Genomic DNA, 15,654 nt, shown 5'->3' with positions numbered 1-15,654 from the left:
GCGCGCGTTTTGCGCTTTTTTCCCAATCTCAGTAGAAGTTTAATTGTAACCAGTTCGCTCAGCGCTTGCCTAAATCTTAGATGTTCCCGAGAAACACCGTATCGAGCCGCTTACGGGCCAGTTCCGCCGCCCGCTCCATCGTCTCTCGGGGGGTGGGGCGCTCGGTGAAGCGATACATGGGGTAGTAGCGGCTCAGGTGCAATGGCGTGTCCCGGCCCAGTTCGCCGGCCACCCAGTCGAAGAGGCCGGTAAGCTCCTCATCGCTGTCGTTTTTGCCCGGCACGACGAGGGTGGTGATTTCCAGGTGGCAGGCGGCTTTGTACAGCCGCGCCGAACGCAGCACCGGTTCGAGACGTCCCTTGCAGATGCCGCTGTAGTAGTCTTCCGTAAAGCCCTTGATGTCCAGGTTGACGGCGTCGATGTAGGGCAGCAGCGCCTTCAACGGCGCCTCCTCAATGTAGCCGTTGGTGACGAGGACGTTTTTCAGCCCCGCCGCCCGGATCTTGGGGGCTGTGTCATAGATGTATTCAAACCAGACGCTCGGTTCCGAGTAGGTGTAGGCGATGCCGATGTTGCCGTGGGCCTTCGTCTCTTCGGCCAGGGCGACGGCCTCGTCGGGGGTGATCTCCCGGGAATCGGCGTCCCGCTGGGCGATGTGGTAGTTCTGGCAGAAGCCGCAGTCAAAGTTGCAGCCCAACGTGCCTAACGAGAGGATCATGCTCCCGGGGTGAAAGCAGCGCAGCGGCTTTTTTTCGATGGGATCGAGACTGATGCCGGTCACTTTGCCGTAGTTGAGGCTGTACAGGGTCCCCTGTTCGTTCATCCGCACGCGGCAGACGCCCACCTTCCCCTCGGGGATGTGGCAGCGCCAGGGACAGAGAACACAGTGGACCTTGGGCGGGTCGGCTTCATAGTACATGGCTTCCCGCAACAATTCGGTTCCCTCCTTATGAACAGCCGTCGAAGGGAGACGCTCTCCTTATACATACCCTTTTCAACAAAAAGATGCAACTTTTTCGGCAAAAAAATGACCGGCCACAGGAGTCGCGCCGGTCCTGCCTCTTTTTTTGCAGTAAGCGGTCAGCACAGGGCTGTCCGCTTACGTCGTCACCGGTGCCTCACAACCTCAAAACGGGATAACGCAACGTCTTTTTCTGCTGGGATGCCGGCTTTCTGCCGGGCGATGCCCACCTGCTCCTCCACCGTGTCGACGCCGTCGAGCATGGGCAGCAGCAGCCCCTGTTGGCGGCCGGAGCGGACGATGACGCCATAGCGCTGGGGATCGAGGTCATTCATCGACGCGACAGGCTCTTCTGGCATGAGCACGTCGACGGAGTAGACCAGTTCATCCAGTTCGTCCTCCTCGACGGGGAAAAAGCGCGGGTCGTTTGTCCCGGCGCTGATGGCATTGTGGCGGATCTCCTCGCCCAGGCTCTCTTGCGTCGGCGAGATGGTGCCGATGCAGCCGCGCAACTGGCCCTGCATTTTGATGGAGACAAAGACGCCGGCGGGGTCGGCGTCGGCCAGTTCGGCCGGGATCGGCGGCAGCGGCTCTTTGCAGACATGGGCCTCCAGGGTCTGGCGGGCGAAACGGACGTAGACCGATTCACCGGCGCGGGACTTTTCAATCTGCGCGCGCCGCCCTTGGATGTAGCGGGAGAGGCGCGCTTCCCCCATCGCCGGCGCGTGGCCTGCCTCTTCCCCGCTGGTGACCGAACCGACGAGGTATCCGACGCCGAAGGGGCCTTCATAGCTGTAGACGCGGCTCTTCGTTCCCGGCCGGTCAAAAGCGCCGGCCATCATCAGCAATGACCGGTAGCCGCATTCTCCCGCTTTTTCGCAGAGACTCTCCTCTATATTCAGCAGGTCGTCCAATTCCCAGACGCCGAAGGCCCGCTCGATGGCCTTGTCAAACTCATGGGCCTGCGGGTGATAGCCTGCCGGCGCATCCTCGGTCAGGCGGTGGGACAGGTCGCTCGACGCGATCAGGGCGACGCGGCGGGGCGACTCGCTCATGGCCTCGCGCAGGGCGATGCCGAAGCGAAAGAGTTCTTCCCTGGATAGCATGGCCATGGCGATGGGAACGACCTTGCCGCCAAAGCCGGCCTCCATGAGGAAATATAGCGGCACCATGGTGCCGTGATCGAGTTCCTGTTCAATGGAAAACCGTTTCGCCAGGCTTTCGTCCATCGCGGCGACGCTGACGCCGCGGCGCTTGGCCTGGGCGATGATGGACGACACCAGGGGCAGGTCGTTCTCCACATCGGCCTTCACCTCTGGGGCGTTGAACCGGGCCAAGTCACCCTTCAGACGCGGAAAAGCCGTGACGGCGATGGCGTCTTGAAAGACGGGGCCATGGGGGCTGATGATGATCACCGTTTCCGGGTCCTGCTCCAGGCACTCCTTCGCCCACGCCCGCATGGCATCGACGGTCTTCTGGACGCGGGGCAGGTTGCGACCGCCCACGGCCGGCACGATGATCGGCGGATGGGGCGCCACCCCGCCAAAGACGACAGTCATGGGAACACCTCCCTAGCTCGAAAAGGGCATTTCTTTCCATTCCTATTTACCATTTCTATTGTACCGCAAGTCCAATCCAATGGTAGTGTTTTCTCTTGCCGCGCCTTTATACGGAAGATGATCCGCCGCCGGCAGGAATGAGCGGCCCTTCTGTTGAGCGACGTCACTCTGCCGACAAAAGCCGCACTGGCAGACAAGCCGCACGGCCAAGAGGATACAAAAAACCTGCCTTTCCCTCTTCGGGACTGGCAGGCTTTTATCAGGGTTGCGGCTGAATCGTCGCAATGTCCCCCGGTCACTGCTGGTTCAGATGCATGATGATCACGCCGCCCTTTTCATCGCGCACAGGCGTGACAAGCATCTGAAACCTGTCGCATCCAGTAGGTGAACTGCATAAGTACTCATGAGAAAAAACCTTCTCTTTTCCCTCGAGAACGGACAGGATGCCTTCATAAGCGGGGCGCACATCGTCACACCCCTGGTCGATGGCGGAGCGACAGACTTTCAGATAGTTGATCCCGACGCCGGCCAGCGAGGGATCGGAAATGTCGTTTTCAATGGAATGGCGCTCCCACTCCTGGTTGACGAAGGTGATGTACCCGCTGGCGTCCAAAACCACCAACAAGATGGGCAGGGAATTTAGAATCGTGATATACCGGTTCTCGTTTTCTTGAAGCACCTGAATGAAGCGTTTCAGTTGGGCTTCCCGCTCTTCGCACCTGCGTATGGCTGCTTGAGAGTCTTGCACGTGTTCCATAAGAAGCCCCCTAAGCAATATTAATATCGATAATCATTCTCTATTAATCAGCAAATTCCTTCATCGTTATTGTCATTATTTTAACAAACCTTCTTCGACAAAGCCAGACGTCTGTATTTCTGAAACACAGTAAAGGCCCTGCATCCCGAGTATTCCGGTCGCAGGGCCTCTTTGTTATGATAATCTTCTCTCTCACGAATCGAACATCCCCGGCGACAGGGCGCGATCAACCTCGGGGATGAACCCGCCAGGCGCATCGGTCGTGGCGCCTTTCGGCTCCTCCGCCGGTTCACCGGCCAGATAGCGGGCGATGCCGGTGGCGATGCCTTGGGCCAGTTTATCCTGGTAATCGTCTTTGAGGAGCAGCGCCTCTTCGGCCGCGTTCGACAAAAAGCCGGTCTCCACCATCACCGCCGGGCATTTGGTCATGCGCAGGACGAAGTAGTCTTCTGCCTTGGCCTGCCGCTTGTCCTTGTTGCCGACCCGTTGGGTCATCTCTTTTTGGATGTGCAGGGCCAGGCGCTTCCCTTCCGCCGATCCCGGCTGGTAAAAGACCTGCGCGCCTGAACAAGACGGCGACACGGGAAAACTGTTGGCATGAATCGATACATAGACGAGGGCGTTGGCCGCCTGGGCCTTTTCCACGCGCTTCGTCAATTCGCTCCGCTGACTCCATTGACCGACGCTGAGATTGTCTTCCGTCTCGCGGGTGAGGATGGCTTTGCCCCCTGCCTGGTTCAACTGATCGACCACTTTTTTGGCGATCTGCAGGTTGACGACCTTCTCCTGGGTTCCCCGCGTCCCTTTGGCGCCGCCGTCTTCCCCGCCATGGCCGGGATCGATGGCGACGACCTTGTCCTGGATCATCCCCGAGAGAGACTGAACGGTCCGATCCTCCAGCAGCCGGTCAATGCCTGCGTAGATGAGGACAGCGGACAGGGCCAGGACGGCAGTCACCCACAGCCGGGGATGCTTGCCCACGATCATGAACACCGAACGCACGGTACAACCCCCCTTCCTGCGAAAAACATATGCAGAAAATGGGGGCGCAAGACCCTCGATAGAAGAAAGCGATAGGGGTTTTATGGAATCCGATGAACAGTAAGCCTTTCAAACAGAAGTTCTTTGCAATTCTCCCAGAGGGTTTTATTGGCGTATTAGAGGGTCATAGACTTTCTGCATTTTTTCTTCGCTAAAGGGCAAGCCGTACAGCGTTCCCAAGGTGACGCATTCCGTATATGATTGGCCTGCCATGTTGTATCGCAGCAGCGGTCGAGCGAAGAAAACATCGCTCTGATCTTTCAGGGCAATGTCGAGCGAAACAGATATCGTTTCCGCAGGCGCTAAGGTGATCCCGGCGATATGATCATACTTTTGATCGCCTTTCGTAATCGCGATTTTACCCAGAGCAACCTCTTCGGAGGCAAATGTGAGTTCTTTCAATTCCACGCCGCTCGTCGAATTGTTCCTTAACTCAAAGGATGTTCGAAACAATGGGGAGACGGCTGTTTCCTGTGAACCGACCACTACGTTGGAAGTGGTTTTTGGAAGGACATGAACAAACATCCGATTCATCGGATATACCTGCTCAGTATTATCCCGAAAACTTTACTCCGAGAACGCCAAAAAGGCTGCCGACTTTCGCCGGCAGCCTTTTTGTTACGCCTTTTCTGGCTGTCAATCTTGCGTCTATCCTCGTGTCTGTCACGGTGGAGACGGCGGAAGGGAAGCCCGGCCTTGCGGCGGGTCTTACATCCCCATGTCCATGCCGCCCATGCCGCCCATGCCGGGGGGCATCGCGGGGCCGTCTTTCTTCTCGGGCTTGTCGGCCACGATGGCTTCCGTCGTCAGCAGCATGGCGGCGATGGAAGCGGCGTTTTGCAGGGCCGAACGGGTCACTTTGGCGGGGTCGACGATGCCGGCGGCGATCATGTCTTCATACACTTCGGTGGCGGCGTTGAAGCCTTGGCCGACGGGCAGGGACTTGACCTTCTCGACAACGACGGAGCCTTCGTAACCGGCGTTGTTAGCGATCTGACGGAGGGGTTCTTCCAGGGAGCGGCGAATGATGGCCACACCGGTCGCTTGATCGCCGGCGGGAACTTCCACGCTGTCGAGGGCTTTCTGAATGCTGACCAGAGCGGTGCCGCCGCCAGGGACGATGCCCTCTTCAACGGCCGCGCGGGTGGCGTTCAGGGCGTCTTCGATGCGCAGCTTCTTGTCTTTGAGTTCGGTTTCGGTCGCGGCGCCGACTTGGATGACGGCAACACCGCCAGCCAGTTTGGCCAGGCGCTCTTGCAGTTTTTCCTTGTCGAACTCGGAGGTGGACTCTTCATGTTGACGGCGGATCTGGGCGATGCGGGCCTTGATATCGTCGGCGCTGCCGGCGCCGTCGACGAGGATGGTCTCTTCTTTGTTGATGCGGACCTGACGGGCGCGGCCCAGCATGTCGATGGTGGCGCTGTCGAGCTTGATGCCGACTTCCTCAGAGACGACGCGGCCGCCGGTGAGGATGGCGATGTCTTCCAGCATGGCTTTGCGGCGGTCACCGAAGCCGGGGGCTTTGACGGCGACGCAGGTGAAGGTGCCGCGCAGCTTGTTGACAACCAGGGTGGCCAGGGCTTCGCCTTCTACGTCTTCAGCGATGATCATCAGTTGCTTGCCGCTCTGGACGACACGCTCCAGGATGGGCAGGATCTCTTTGATGGAGGAGATCTTCTTATCGGTGATCAGGATGAAGGGGTCGTTGAGGACGGCCTCCATCTTGTCGGGGTCGGTGATCATGTAGGGAGAGATGTAGCCGCGGTCGAAGTTCATGCCTTCGACGACTTCTAGGTCGGTGGTGAAGCCTTTGGACTCTTCGACGGTGATGACGCCGTCTTTGCCGACTTTCTCCATGGCTTCGGCGATCAGGTTGCCGATGGTGGCGTCGCCGGCGGAGATGGCGGCAACCTGGGCGATGGCTTCTTTGCTCTCGACAGGCTTGGAGATGGCCTTGATCTCGGCGACAGCCTTCTCAACGGCGCTCTCGATGCCCCGCTTCAGCACCATGGGGTTGGCGCCGGCGGCGACGTTCTTCATGCCTTCGCGGATGATGGCTTGGGCCAGGATGGTGGCGGTGGTGGTGCCGTCACCGGCCACATCGTTGGTCTTGGTGGCGACTTCTTTGACCAGTTGGGCGCCCATGTTTTCAATGGGGTTTTCCAGTTCGATCTCTTTGGCGATGGTGACGCCGTCGTTGGTGATCAGGGGAGAACCGAACTTCTTCTCCAGAACGACGTTGCGGCCTTTGGGGCCAAGGGTGACACGAACGGCTTCCGCCAGGGTGTTGACGCCTTTTTCCAGGGCGCGGCGGGCCTCTTCGTTGAAGACGATCATTTTAGCCATGGGGTTGTCTACCTCCTTAACAGCTTCCCGCCTGTATGGTCGGATTTGCTCCGGCGCGGGCGGGGGCGGGTCTCATGCGCTGGGTTTCCTATAAGTAAGGGAACGCCTCGATTCGATCAAGCGATTACAGCTTGGCCAGGATGTCGCGTTCGTTGAGGATCAGGTACTCATTGCCTTCGATCTTGATCTCGGTGCCCGAGTATTTGCTGTAGATGACCCGGTCGCCGACGGTCACTTCCAGAGCGGCCCGCTCGCCGTTGTCGAGCAGACGGCCGATGCCCACAGCCACGACTTCGCCTTGCTGGGGTTTTTCTTTGGCGGTGTCCGGCACGATGATGCCAAATGCGGTTTTTTCTTCCGCTTCGATGGGCTTCAATACAACCCGATCAGCCAAAGGTTTGATGTTCATACGAAACGGTACCCTCCTTCAGATGCTTGCAATTGTCTCGTTTGTTAGCACTCACCTTGGACGAGTGCTAACACCCAAGTACTATAATAGGGAGCCGCCCAAAGTGATGCAAACACCACGATCGGTCGTTTGGCTGATTTAGCTCCCGAAATTAAATATTTCCCACACCTTTTGCCAATATACACCTTCATCCTTCTTTTTTGGGATTTAACCAAACAGGTTTTTTTCCCGCCTCAAATCCTCCCTTTAGCAGGGATGAGCCACAAGAAGGGAGAAGATCTCCCCAATTATCGACGACGACAGTCTAGAATGAGATTAGAATGCCGGCTAATTAATCGGAGGGCTTCCAGTGAGCGATCGCCTGTTTCCTCAATACAAACAACTGCAAGACAGCGTGGCCCTCTGCAGCGTCTTTTTCGACCTTGTTGATTCCACTCGGCTGAAGCAGCAGTTGGGGCCGCTGGAAGGCGTCGCCCTCTCCCTGCGCCATAACGAACTCTGCGCTCAGACCGTCGCCCTTTACCAGGGCCAGGTGGTCAAGCATATCGGCGACGCCATCTACGCCGTCTTCCCGAATCCGCTGCCGGCGTTGCTGGCGGCCCTGGATGTGAAGTACACCATCATCAAGGAAAACCTGCCCTTTCAGACCAAGATCGGCCTCTCCTTCGGCCTTGTGACGCCGGTGCGCACTCCTGATGCCGATTACCTGGGGGCTTCCATCGACATGGCCGCCCGCCTGGCTTCTCAAAGCGCCCCCAATCAGGTCCTGCTGGACGAGTCGACCTTCCAGATCCTGAAGCCGCTCCTCAAGAGCCTCGACACGGTCATCTTTCGCTTTCTGGGGATCCAGGAACTTAAAGGCCTCTCGTACACGCCGCTCTACGAACTCTCTCACATCGATTTGGGTTTCGTCCAGGAGAAAAAAGCGCCTTCGCCCCAGGCAACCCGTTTCTTCGCCCGTCCGGCCAATCCCCAGCCGGCGACGATTCAGTCCGTCTCCCCTTCGTCAGCGGGGGGCGAAGGTTCCGCTGGCAGTTCTGGCGGCAGTCACAACGGCGGTTCCGTCAGTCCGGGCGGCTTGACGGGTTCTATCGGCTCCACCTCCGTCGCTTCGAGCTTCTTCGGGGGCACCGGCGCCAGCCCCGGTTCTGCTGCGGTCACAGCCGCGGCCGTCGACCATACCGCTGCGCGGCAAGGGGGCGCCGGCCCAGTCGGATCAGCGGCAACGGCAGCGGCAGCCGCGGTGGCGACGGCCGGCCTTTCCCCGCTCGTTCAAACCTATCTGGAACCGGTCCCTGTGGCGGACGAAGCCTTCCGTCAGTTTCTGCGGCGGATTAACCTGAGTCGCGAGGATGTCGATCAGGTCTTTACGATGCTGCAGAACATGCACTATGCCCTGAAAGATCGCGCTGACTTTCCCGTGCGGAGGATCCGTCCGGGCGGATCGTTCATGCGCGGAACGATGATCCGGCCGAAAAAAAGCCTGGACCTGCTTGTGGAGATTTCCCCTACCGATGGCAAGACGCCTAATGTGACGGAGGTCCTCGGCCAGATGCGGGAAATCCTGTCCAAGGTCGGTTGGAACCGCGATGTGGAAGAACACCAGACATTCCTCGTCCTGGGGCATGAGGACAGTTTCCGCATTTCCCCCGTGTTGTCGCTGGTAGAGGAGGAAAAGGAGGTTTTCTATCTCCCCAACGGTCCTGACACCTGGATCCCCCGCGACCCCCAGGCGCCGGAGCGGTGGATGTCAGAGGCTTTCCGGCGGCACGGACCGACCTTCCTCGCCCTGATCCGCATCCTCCGTGCCTGGCAGCGCACGAACTGCCGCATCCTGCGCACCTTGCACTTGGAAATGCTCACCGACCTGCTGCTGCGCAAGGTCCGCCTCGAACCGGGTCCCGAAGGGCTTTACAACTGGTTTCGCTACATCCACCAGATCTTCAGCCAGCAGAAAAAACCCTTCCTGGCCGATCCCTCTGATCCCACCTACTTTGTTGACGGTTATCTGATGACCAACCCGGCCACCTTCAACCAGTTCGGCCGGTTGCTTTCCCATTCGCTCCAATTGGCGACGGAGGCCGTCAACCTGGCGCAGCAGAAACAGTACCTGCTGGTCCAGAACAAGTGGCGGGCGCTCTTGGGTCCCGGTTTTGGCGCCTGATCCATTAGCCGGAGAACCTTAGCCGAGCGGGTACGCCGGCAAGAACAGCAGCCGCATTCCCGGCTGGAGCGCTAGGCGGCGGGCTGTTCCGGCCGCCAGTTCGAGCGTCGACAGGGCGTCCGATCGGCGTTGCCCGAACCTCCCCGGCGGCAAGGCCTCATCGATGTCGATGATGACGCCTTGCCCGTCGAGATAGAGAACATCGATGGCAAAACCCATGCCCACCGTGTGGATCTGGTTGCAAGGGGTCAGCAGCAGCCCCCGGTCCGGCGGCAAGGCTGTCTCATCGAGCAGGCCGCGCAAACGGCGCCAGAAGCTGTCGGCGACGTCCACCCAGACGGGCAGGAGCACCGGCGTCGACCCGAGACCGGCGATTCCCAACTGGTACAGCGGAGTCAACAATCAAAGTCCCGCCCTTCTCAACGCTTGTAGAGAACCGTTTCTGAACCTATAGTGAACCTATAGAGAAACCTCTCTCTTCAGGCTATGGCGAAATGAAAACAAAGGTCCGCGAGGGTTGCCAACCGATCGGTTGGGCAACTTTCGCGGACCTTTTTCCATGAACCGATTCAAAAACCAACCTGTGTTTTATTTGCGATTGCGCTGTCGTTTCAGGCGCTATGCCAGGCTAAGCCATAACGCCGTACACGTATGCTATCTTACACCTTATACCTTGCCGCAGCCGACTGCAACTCCGTCGCCAGGTTGGACATGGCCTCGATGGCACTGGCCGTCTCTTCGGCGCCGGCTGACGATTCCTCGGCGATGGCGGCCACGTTCTGTACAGCCCGTGAGGCCTGTTCCGTCGTGGCGGCCTGTTCTTCCGCCGCTGCGGCGATCTCGCCGACCTCGGTGGCCGTCTGCTTGACCTGCTCCTTGATGTGCTGGAAGGATGCGCCGGCCTGCTGGGTCAACTCGCGGCCGCTCTTGGCCGCTTCCACGGCCCGGCCCGTCACCGCCTGGATCTGTTTGATCAGGCTGGCGATCTCCTTGGTCGCTGAACCGGACCGTTCAGCCAGCTTGCGCACCTCGTCGGCCACGACGGCGAAGCCTTTGCCGGCGTCACCGGCCCGGGCGGCCTCGATGGCGGCGTTGAGGGCGAGCAGGTTGGTCTGGGCGGCGATATCGTCGATCATCTCGACAATTTCGCCGATCTTTTCCGAGTTCTGGCCGAGGACCATCACGTTTTCCGAGATGGCGTCCATGCCCCGGACGGTCTCGTCGATGATCTTGCCGCCCTCCATGGTGGCGTTGGTCGTCGTCTCAGAGGACATGGCCGCTTTCTGGGCCGATGTGGCCACCTGGGTAGCCGCGCCGGACATGTCGTTCATCATCGAAGACAGGCTCTGGGCCTCCTGGGCCTGGGACTGGGCGCCGCTGGCCAACTGTTGAGACGAGGCCGAGATCTGCTGGCTCGATGCGGCCACCGACTGGGCGCCGTCCTGCACCTGCTTGACGAAGCTGCGCAGGTTGTTGACCATCTGATGGATCGATCGGGAGAGGGAGGAGATCTCGTCGCCGCCTTGCTTGTCGGCCACGTTTTTCGTCAGATCGCCCTGGGCGATCCTCTCGGCCAGTTGCTCCAACTCGCCGAGCGGCTTGGAAATGCTGCGGGAAAGGACCACCCCTGCGCCCAGGGAAAGCAAAAAGGCGACGGCGATGACGGCCACCATCGTGGTTCGCGTCGATGCATATATATCATCGGAGTCCTTTTTGGTTTTTTCAGAGAGTTCTACCTGGAACTGGACCAGTTTTTCCAACTTTTCATCCAGATCGAGCGCTTTTGTCCGCCCTTCCGTGCGGGCGATCTCCAGCGCCCTGGCGTTCCCTTCCGCCGTTCCCATAGCGCTAGATTGAAGTAACCGCTGCGACACCTCACGGTAGCTGCTCCAGGATGATTCAAGGTCAGACAACATCCGCTTTTCATCAGCGCTGATTTCGGTTCCGCCGTATTTTTTTAATTCCTGTTCAAAGCTCTTGGCGTACTCTTTCGTCTTCGCTTCCCATTCGTCCAGATCCCGTCTGTCGGAGGAAATGATGTGGTTATAGAGGGCCACGCGGTATTGTTGCAACTTGGCCTTAGACTCTCCCAGGTAACGGACCGGCAGCAAGGAGTTGCTGTACATACCGTCAAGGCTCGCCTTTTCTTGGGCGAGGCTGTTCAAGCCGTAGAAACCGACGGCGGCTGTGATCAGGCACGAAATAAGGATCACCAGGAGTATCCGGGCGCCGACTTTCATCCGCGAAAGCATTTGCATCCACTTCCCTTCGCTTTACCTTCGCTTGCGTTACGCTTTCCTTTCGCTTGCCTCATCGCTTCCTCGCGCTGCCTCCTGATTGCCTTACGACGCACTCGTTACTTCTGGGAAAGCTTTGCCACGGCTTCTTCTTCCGTCTCCACGATAGGGAGCAACTTGTCGAGGCGGGTGATCTCCAGAACCTGACGCACCGACGGGGTGATGTTGCAGAGGACCACCTGCCCTCCCTTTTCCCGGTAGCGCTTGTAGAGGAAGATCAGATTGCCGATGGCTTCACTGGTGACAAAACTGACGCCCAGGTTGATGACCAGGCGCTTGTTTTCGCGTGAAAGTTGAGACAGGGAATCCTTGATCCGGTGGGCGTCGCCGACGCCGATACTGCCATAAAAGCGAATGACCGACACGTCGCCCCGTTCCTTGATCTCATACTCCAACAAATTGGATCACCTCGTCCCCTCAGTTCTGCAACCGATCTCCCGCTCCCCGGCGGAAGATGGCGCCGATATTCAGGATCAGGCTGACGCGACCGTCACCCAGGATGGTGGCGCCGGCAAAGTGTTCCAGGTTCAGCCAGGGCGCCTTGATGGGCTTGATCACGATCTCCTTCTTGCCGATCAGAGAGTCGACCTCCAGGCCCATCCGCCGTTCGGCCAAGCCTACCATGACGACTGACCGGTACTTGCGACGCCCTTTCTCGGGATCGGGCGGGAGCTGCAGCAGGTCTTGCAGCCGGTAGAGCGGCACGATCCGCCCCCGCACCGAAAAAACCTCCCGCCCACCGACCGACTGCACCTCGTTGTTCTGCAGTTGGAAGCTTTCGAGCACGTTGTCCAGGGGGATGATCAGGCTCTCCTGCTCCACCCGGACGGTCAACCCCTGGATGATGGCCAGGGTGATGGGCAATTGCAGTTGAAAAGCCGTTCCCTGTCCCGGCTCCGATTGGATGTCGATGATGCCGTGAAGGCTGCTGATGGCGCGTTTCACCACGTCCATCCCGACGCCGCGCCCGGAGATGTCTGTCACTTTGTCGGCGGTGCTGAAGCCGGGGGCGAAGATCAGGTCGAGGATCTCCTGACGCGAAGGCGTCTGTCCCTCGGGAACCAGCCCCAATGCCCGCCCCTTGGCGAGGACCTTGCCTTCGTCGATGCCGCGCCCGTCGTCGCGGATCTCGACGACGATGCGGCTGCCTTCATGGGTGGCTTTCAACCGGATGGTCCCTTCCTCCGGCTTGCCGGCCTGAAGGCGAACCTCCGGCGGTTCGATGCCGTGGTCGACGCTGTTGCGGATCAGGTGCATGATCGGATCGCCGATCAGGTCGACGACCGTTTTGTCCAACTCGGTGTCCTGGCCTTCCATGATCAGATTGACTTTTTTCCCCTGCTTGCGGGCCAGATCGCGGACGATGCGGGGGAAACGGCTGAAGACGCCGCCGATGGGGACGAGGCGCGCCTTCATCAGCCCGTCTTGCAGTTGTGTCGTGATCCGCGCCAGTTGGTGCGTCTCTTCGGCCATCTCGACAGCCAACGGCGTCTGGCCGTGCCGCTCCAGGTAATTCTCCTGGATCCGGGCAAAGCGCGCCTGGGAGATGAGCATCTCGCCGATCAGGTTCATCAACAGGTCGAGCCGGTTGGCCTCAATTTTGATGTACTCTGTCGCCCGGTGGGCGTCGCTGTGGCTGGCCCGGTCGGCTGCCGGTGTTTCCGCCGCCTCTGTTCCGCGGTGGTCTGCCGCTTGGTTATCCGCCGACCGGTTCTCCATCCCTGGCGACACCGTGTCAACAGCCGGCAGGGAGACCGCCGAGGAGGCGCCCGGCTGCGCCGAAGTGCCGAGTTCAGCGCCTTTTTCGTTGCCTTCTCCGCTGTGAATATCGATGCGCCGCACATCGGCTACGTTCAAGGCCCGTTCCAGATCGTTGCGGCTTCCCTGACGCCAATCGAGCAGTATGGTCGCCTCTTCGTAGGCGTTTTCGTTGGCTTCCATCTCCGGCCAGGCGGGCACGGACCCGATCACTTCGCCGAATTCTTTCAGGTTGTTCAGGATGAGGAAGAAACGGACGGAGCGCATAAAGCAGTCGGTCGTAAAGGTGACGTGAATCTCCGTCGCTTTGCCCTTGTGGGTCGCTTGGCTGCGCAGTTCGGCCAGTTGGGCCGCCCGTTCCCTGGCGCCCTTCTCTTCCGATCCTTTGGCTGGCGCAGGCTGCTCCTGGATCTCCGCCAGTTTGCGGGCCAGTTCCTCTGTCTTCGCCGGATCGACTGCTTCGGGATGGAAGAGGCAGTTCTGTATGTAATCAAGCGCCTGAAAGACCGTGTCGATATCCTTGGCGCTTAAAGCATGCTTCCCTTCTCTCACCTTGCCGAGCAGGTCCTCCACCTTGTGGGTCATCTCGGTCACCGCCGGGAATCCGGCCATGGCGCTGGAGCCCTTCAAGGTGTGGGCAGCGCGGAACATCTCGTGAATCATTTCCTGACTCGAACTGCCTGATTCGATGGCCAACAGATCCCGGGTCAGGATGTCGAGTTGCTCCTTCGCCTCCGAATAAAAAAGGTCCATATACTGGTCCATGAAATTTTCGTTGCTCAATCCTGTCACCCCCTCCGTTCTGGATTATTGCGGGGTGGTTTCAGTGCTGAATCAATGCAGGGATGTTCAGTAAGGCGATCAGCCGTTCCTCTGTCTTGACCACCTTGTCGATGAACTGTTCCCCCACGCTGAGGCCTTCCGGGTTGTCGGCGAGCATCTCCTCGCGGACGGCCGTCACCGCCGAAACGGCGTCGACCCATAAGCCGACAACGATTTCATCGAGGTGAACGACGATAATGCGGTTGTACTTCCCATCGCCCTGCGGGTCCAGTGTCAGGCGGCGCCGGAGGTCGATTACCGGGATTACGTTCCCCCGCAGGTTGATCAGGCCGAGCACATGGGGCGGCGCATAGGGGATAAAGGTCACCGGCGACGGCCGGATGATCTCCTGCACCTGTTCGATCGGAATGCCGTACGCCTCGGTTCCCAGTGAAAATGTGACGATCTGAAAGGGCTCCATGGACGTCTCCCCTTTCTTGAGACCTGCCGCTGACCTTAATGCGGATATGACCGTTACGCTGGATTGTTTATCTTGTTCGTAGTTTAAACATACGCCTAATTCCAAAGACTAGCAAGTACTAATCGACATTTTTCATATCATTGATTTATATTTCTTCGAGACCAAGCCGGATTTCCATTATACCAAGGGATGTCTCCAACTCCGTCAACAAGACGTTATCCTGCCCGGCCATGATGGCCAGTTTTTGTCCCGTCACCAGCGTAGGCGGCGTGATGTCTGCGGTCACTGCAGGGGCCAAGGCTGTCACCGCCGTACCGGCGGCCATGTTGGCGAACTCGCAGAGGGCGCTTTTGACCATATCGTCCAATTCCGGCAGGACCATGCCCCCCATCATCTGGCCGGCCAGGGCTAAGGCCGTCCCGGCAGCCATGGAGATGACGACGGCGCCGCGCAAGTCCCGGGCAAGACCGATGATGATGGCCAGTTCGTAGACGCTGAAAAAGGAATCGGGCGGGACACACCTGGCCTGGGGGGTGGCCGTCACGCCCATCATGGACAGAACATCGGCGGTTCCGCGGGCAAAGGTTTGCAGTTGGGCCTCCATGTCACCGGTCCCCCCTTTCCATGCTCAGGTGAATGAAGATTTCCCCGTCGTTCCAGGCGACGCGAGCCGTCTGCAGATCGGCCTGGGCGTCGAAGACCTGCATCCCTTCGCCCACAAGGATATTGGGCGGCGTCAGGCGCAAGCCGGGGCGCTCAGGACCGTTGTTGATGCGCGTCACCGCAGCGCCGCAAAAGATGTTGCTCAGTTCGGAAAGGGCGTAAAAGATCATCTTGTCAAAAGGGGCCAAGTCCTCCTGGTTGAGCGCCTGACCGAGGTGCTGGGCCGTGTCGATGCTCATCTCCATCACGACCCGGCCCTTGCGGGCGCCGACGAAACCCAGCAGGGAGACGACGGTGACCCCGGCGGTGATGGAGGGCAGCACCGGCGCCGCCTCGAGCCAGACGCTGTCGATGTCTGTCATCTTTTTTAGCACCGAAGTCATGCTTTCGGCCAAACAGGTCAGGTATTCCCTGCCCATGGGGGATTCCTCCTTACGGCTCATCAGAATGGTTTTG

15 protein-coding genes are annotated in these 15,654 nt (G+C 59.2%); 1 reads left to right on the top strand and 14 read right to left on the bottom strand.

The window, feature by feature from the left end:
* Nucleotides 1-76 precede the first annotated feature (76 nt).
* The 7 genes from amrS to groES all read right to left on the bottom strand — a co-directional run bounded on the left by amrS (nucleotide 77) and on the right by groES (nucleotide 7,073).
* Nucleotides 77-931: an AmmeMemoRadiSam system radical SAM enzyme gene (gene amrS, locus GTO91_RS11400; RefSeq protein ID WP_235919546.1), complete on the bottom strand. Its 855-nt coding sequence runs from the start codon at nucleotides 929-931 to the stop codon at nucleotides 77-79.
* Between the two features lie 176 nt (nucleotides 932-1,107).
* The gene (amrA, locus tag GTO91_RS11395; RefSeq protein WP_161258839.1) at nucleotides 1,108-2,520 is read right to left on the bottom strand and encodes an AmmeMemoRadiSam system protein A; all 1,413 of its coding nucleotides are present in this window, start codon (nucleotides 2,518-2,520) and stop codon (nucleotides 1,108-1,110) included.
* Between the two features lie 295 nt (nucleotides 2,521-2,815).
* A complete protein-coding gene (locus GTO91_RS11390) occupies nucleotides 2,816-3,277 on the bottom strand; it encodes a nitrogen regulation protein NR(II) (protein WP_161258838.1) in 462 nt (153 codons plus the stop codon).
* 192 nt (nucleotides 3,278-3,469) lie between these two features.
* Nucleotides 3,470-4,279 carry an N-acetylmuramoyl-L-alanine amidase family protein gene (locus tag GTO91_RS11385; protein ID WP_161258837.1) on the bottom strand — a complete coding sequence of 270 codons (810 nt, stop codon included), beginning with the start codon at nucleotides 4,277-4,279 and terminating at the stop codon, nucleotides 3,470-3,472.
* Between the two features lie 144 nt (nucleotides 4,280-4,423).
* On the bottom strand, nucleotides 4,424-4,852 hold the full coding sequence (locus GTO91_RS11380; RefSeq protein WP_161258836.1) for a hypothetical protein: 429 nt from the start codon (nucleotides 4,850-4,852) through the stop codon (nucleotides 4,424-4,426).
* Between the two features lie 174 nt (nucleotides 4,853-5,026).
* Nucleotides 5,027-6,664: a chaperonin GroEL gene (gene groL / locus GTO91_RS11375; RefSeq protein ID WP_161258835.1), complete on the bottom strand. Its 1,638-nt coding sequence runs from the start codon at nucleotides 6,662-6,664 to the stop codon at nucleotides 5,027-5,029.
* Between the two features lie 124 nt (nucleotides 6,665-6,788).
* Complete coding sequence (gene groES / locus GTO91_RS11370) at nucleotides 6,789-7,073, bottom strand: co-chaperone GroES (protein ID WP_161258834.1); 285 nt, start codon at nucleotides 7,071-7,073, stop codon at nucleotides 6,789-6,791.
* Between the two features lie 349 nt (nucleotides 7,074-7,422).
* On the opposite strand from groES, the gene GTO91_RS11365 reads away from it, so the two are divergent.
* Nucleotides 7,423-9,237 (top strand): SMODS domain-containing nucleotidyltransferase, encoded by a 1,815-nt coding sequence (locus GTO91_RS11365; RefSeq protein WP_161258833.1) that lies wholly within the window; start codon nucleotides 7,423-7,425, stop codon nucleotides 9,235-9,237.
* An 18-nt stretch (nucleotides 9,238-9,255) separates the two neighbouring features.
* Here the strand turns inward: GTO91_RS11365 and GTO91_RS11360 are convergent, their stop codons facing one another.
* The 7 genes from GTO91_RS11360 to GTO91_RS11330 form a co-directional block, all read right to left on the bottom strand.
* A complete protein-coding gene (locus GTO91_RS11360) occupies nucleotides 9,256-9,639 on the bottom strand; it encodes a DUF192 domain-containing protein (RefSeq protein WP_207709014.1) in 384 nt (127 codons plus the stop codon).
* A 257-nt stretch (nucleotides 9,640-9,896) separates the two neighbouring features.
* Entirely contained in the window at nucleotides 9,897-11,489 is a 1,593-nt protein-coding gene (locus GTO91_RS11355; RefSeq protein WP_161258832.1) for a methyl-accepting chemotaxis protein, read from the bottom strand.
* 104 nt (nucleotides 11,490-11,593) lie between these two features.
* Entirely contained in the window at nucleotides 11,594-11,932 is a 339-nt protein-coding gene (locus tag GTO91_RS11350) for an STAS domain-containing protein (protein ID WP_161258831.1), read from the bottom strand.
* A 19-nt stretch (nucleotides 11,933-11,951) separates the two neighbouring features.
* Nucleotides 11,952-14,075, bottom strand: a complete 2,124-nt coding sequence (locus GTO91_RS11345) for a chemotaxis protein CheA (protein ID WP_161258830.1) — start codon at nucleotides 14,073-14,075, stop codon at nucleotides 11,952-11,954.
* A gap of 40 nt (nucleotides 14,076-14,115) precedes the next feature.
* On the bottom strand, nucleotides 14,116-14,535 hold the full coding sequence (locus GTO91_RS11340) for a chemotaxis protein CheW (protein WP_161258829.1): 420 nt from the start codon (nucleotides 14,533-14,535) through the stop codon (nucleotides 14,116-14,118).
* Nucleotides 14,536-14,680: 145 nt separating this feature from the next.
* Nucleotides 14,681-15,139 (bottom strand): chemotaxis protein CheX, encoded by a 459-nt coding sequence (locus GTO91_RS11335; RefSeq protein ID WP_161258828.1) that lies wholly within the window; start codon nucleotides 15,137-15,139, stop codon nucleotides 14,681-14,683.
* Between the two features lies 1 nt (nucleotide 15,140).
* Nucleotides 15,141-15,617: a chemotaxis protein CheX gene (locus tag GTO91_RS11330; protein WP_161258827.1), complete on the bottom strand. Its 477-nt coding sequence runs from the start codon at nucleotides 15,615-15,617 to the stop codon at nucleotides 15,141-15,143.
* Nucleotides 15,618-15,654 lie beyond the last annotated feature (37 nt).

The organism is Heliomicrobium undosum (genome assembly GCF_009877425.1).
In the GTDB taxonomy this organism is placed as follows: Bacteria; Bacillota; Desulfitobacteriia; order Heliobacteriales; family Heliobacteriaceae; genus Heliomicrobium; species Heliomicrobium undosum.
The sequence above is the reverse complement of the archived record's forward strand: the minus strand, read 5'-3'. Positions and strand labels throughout refer to the sequence as shown.

What these genes read in the sequence shown, in the direction of transcription:
- amrA (WP_161258839.1), bottom strand. Translation starts at nt 2,520, where the DNA reads ATGACTGTCGTCTTTGGCGGGGTGGCGCCCCATCCGCCGATCATCGTG.
- GTO91_RS11390 (WP_161258838.1), bottom strand. Translation starts at nt 3,277, where the DNA reads ATGGAACACGTGCAAGACTCTCAAGCAGCCATACGCAGGTGCGAAGAG.
- GTO91_RS11380 (WP_161258836.1), bottom strand. Translation starts at nt 4,852, where the DNA reads ATGAATCGGATGTTTGTTCATGTCCTTCCAAAAACCACTTCCAACGTA.
- groL (WP_161258835.1), bottom strand. Translation starts at nt 6,664, where the DNA reads ATGGCTAAAATGATCGTCTTCAACGAAGAGGCCCGCCGCGCCCTGGAA.
- groES (WP_161258834.1), bottom strand. Translation starts at nt 7,073, where the DNA reads ATGAACATCAAACCTTTGGCTGATCGGGTTGTATTGAAGCCCATCGAA.
- GTO91_RS11355 (WP_161258832.1), bottom strand. Translation starts at nt 11,489, where the DNA reads ATGCTTTCGCGGATGAAAGTCGGCGCCCGGATACTCCTGGTGATCCTT.
- GTO91_RS11340 (WP_161258829.1), bottom strand. Translation starts at nt 14,535, where the DNA reads ATGGAGCCCTTTCAGATCGTCACATTTTCACTGGGAACCGAGGCGTAC.
- GTO91_RS11335 (WP_161258828.1), bottom strand. Translation starts at nt 15,139, where the DNA reads ATGGAGGCCCAACTGCAAACCTTTGCCCGCGGAACCGCCGATGTTCTG.
- GTO91_RS11330 (WP_161258827.1), bottom strand. Translation starts at nt 15,617, where the DNA reads ATGGGCAGGGAATACCTGACCTGTTTGGCCGAAAGCATGACTTCGGTG.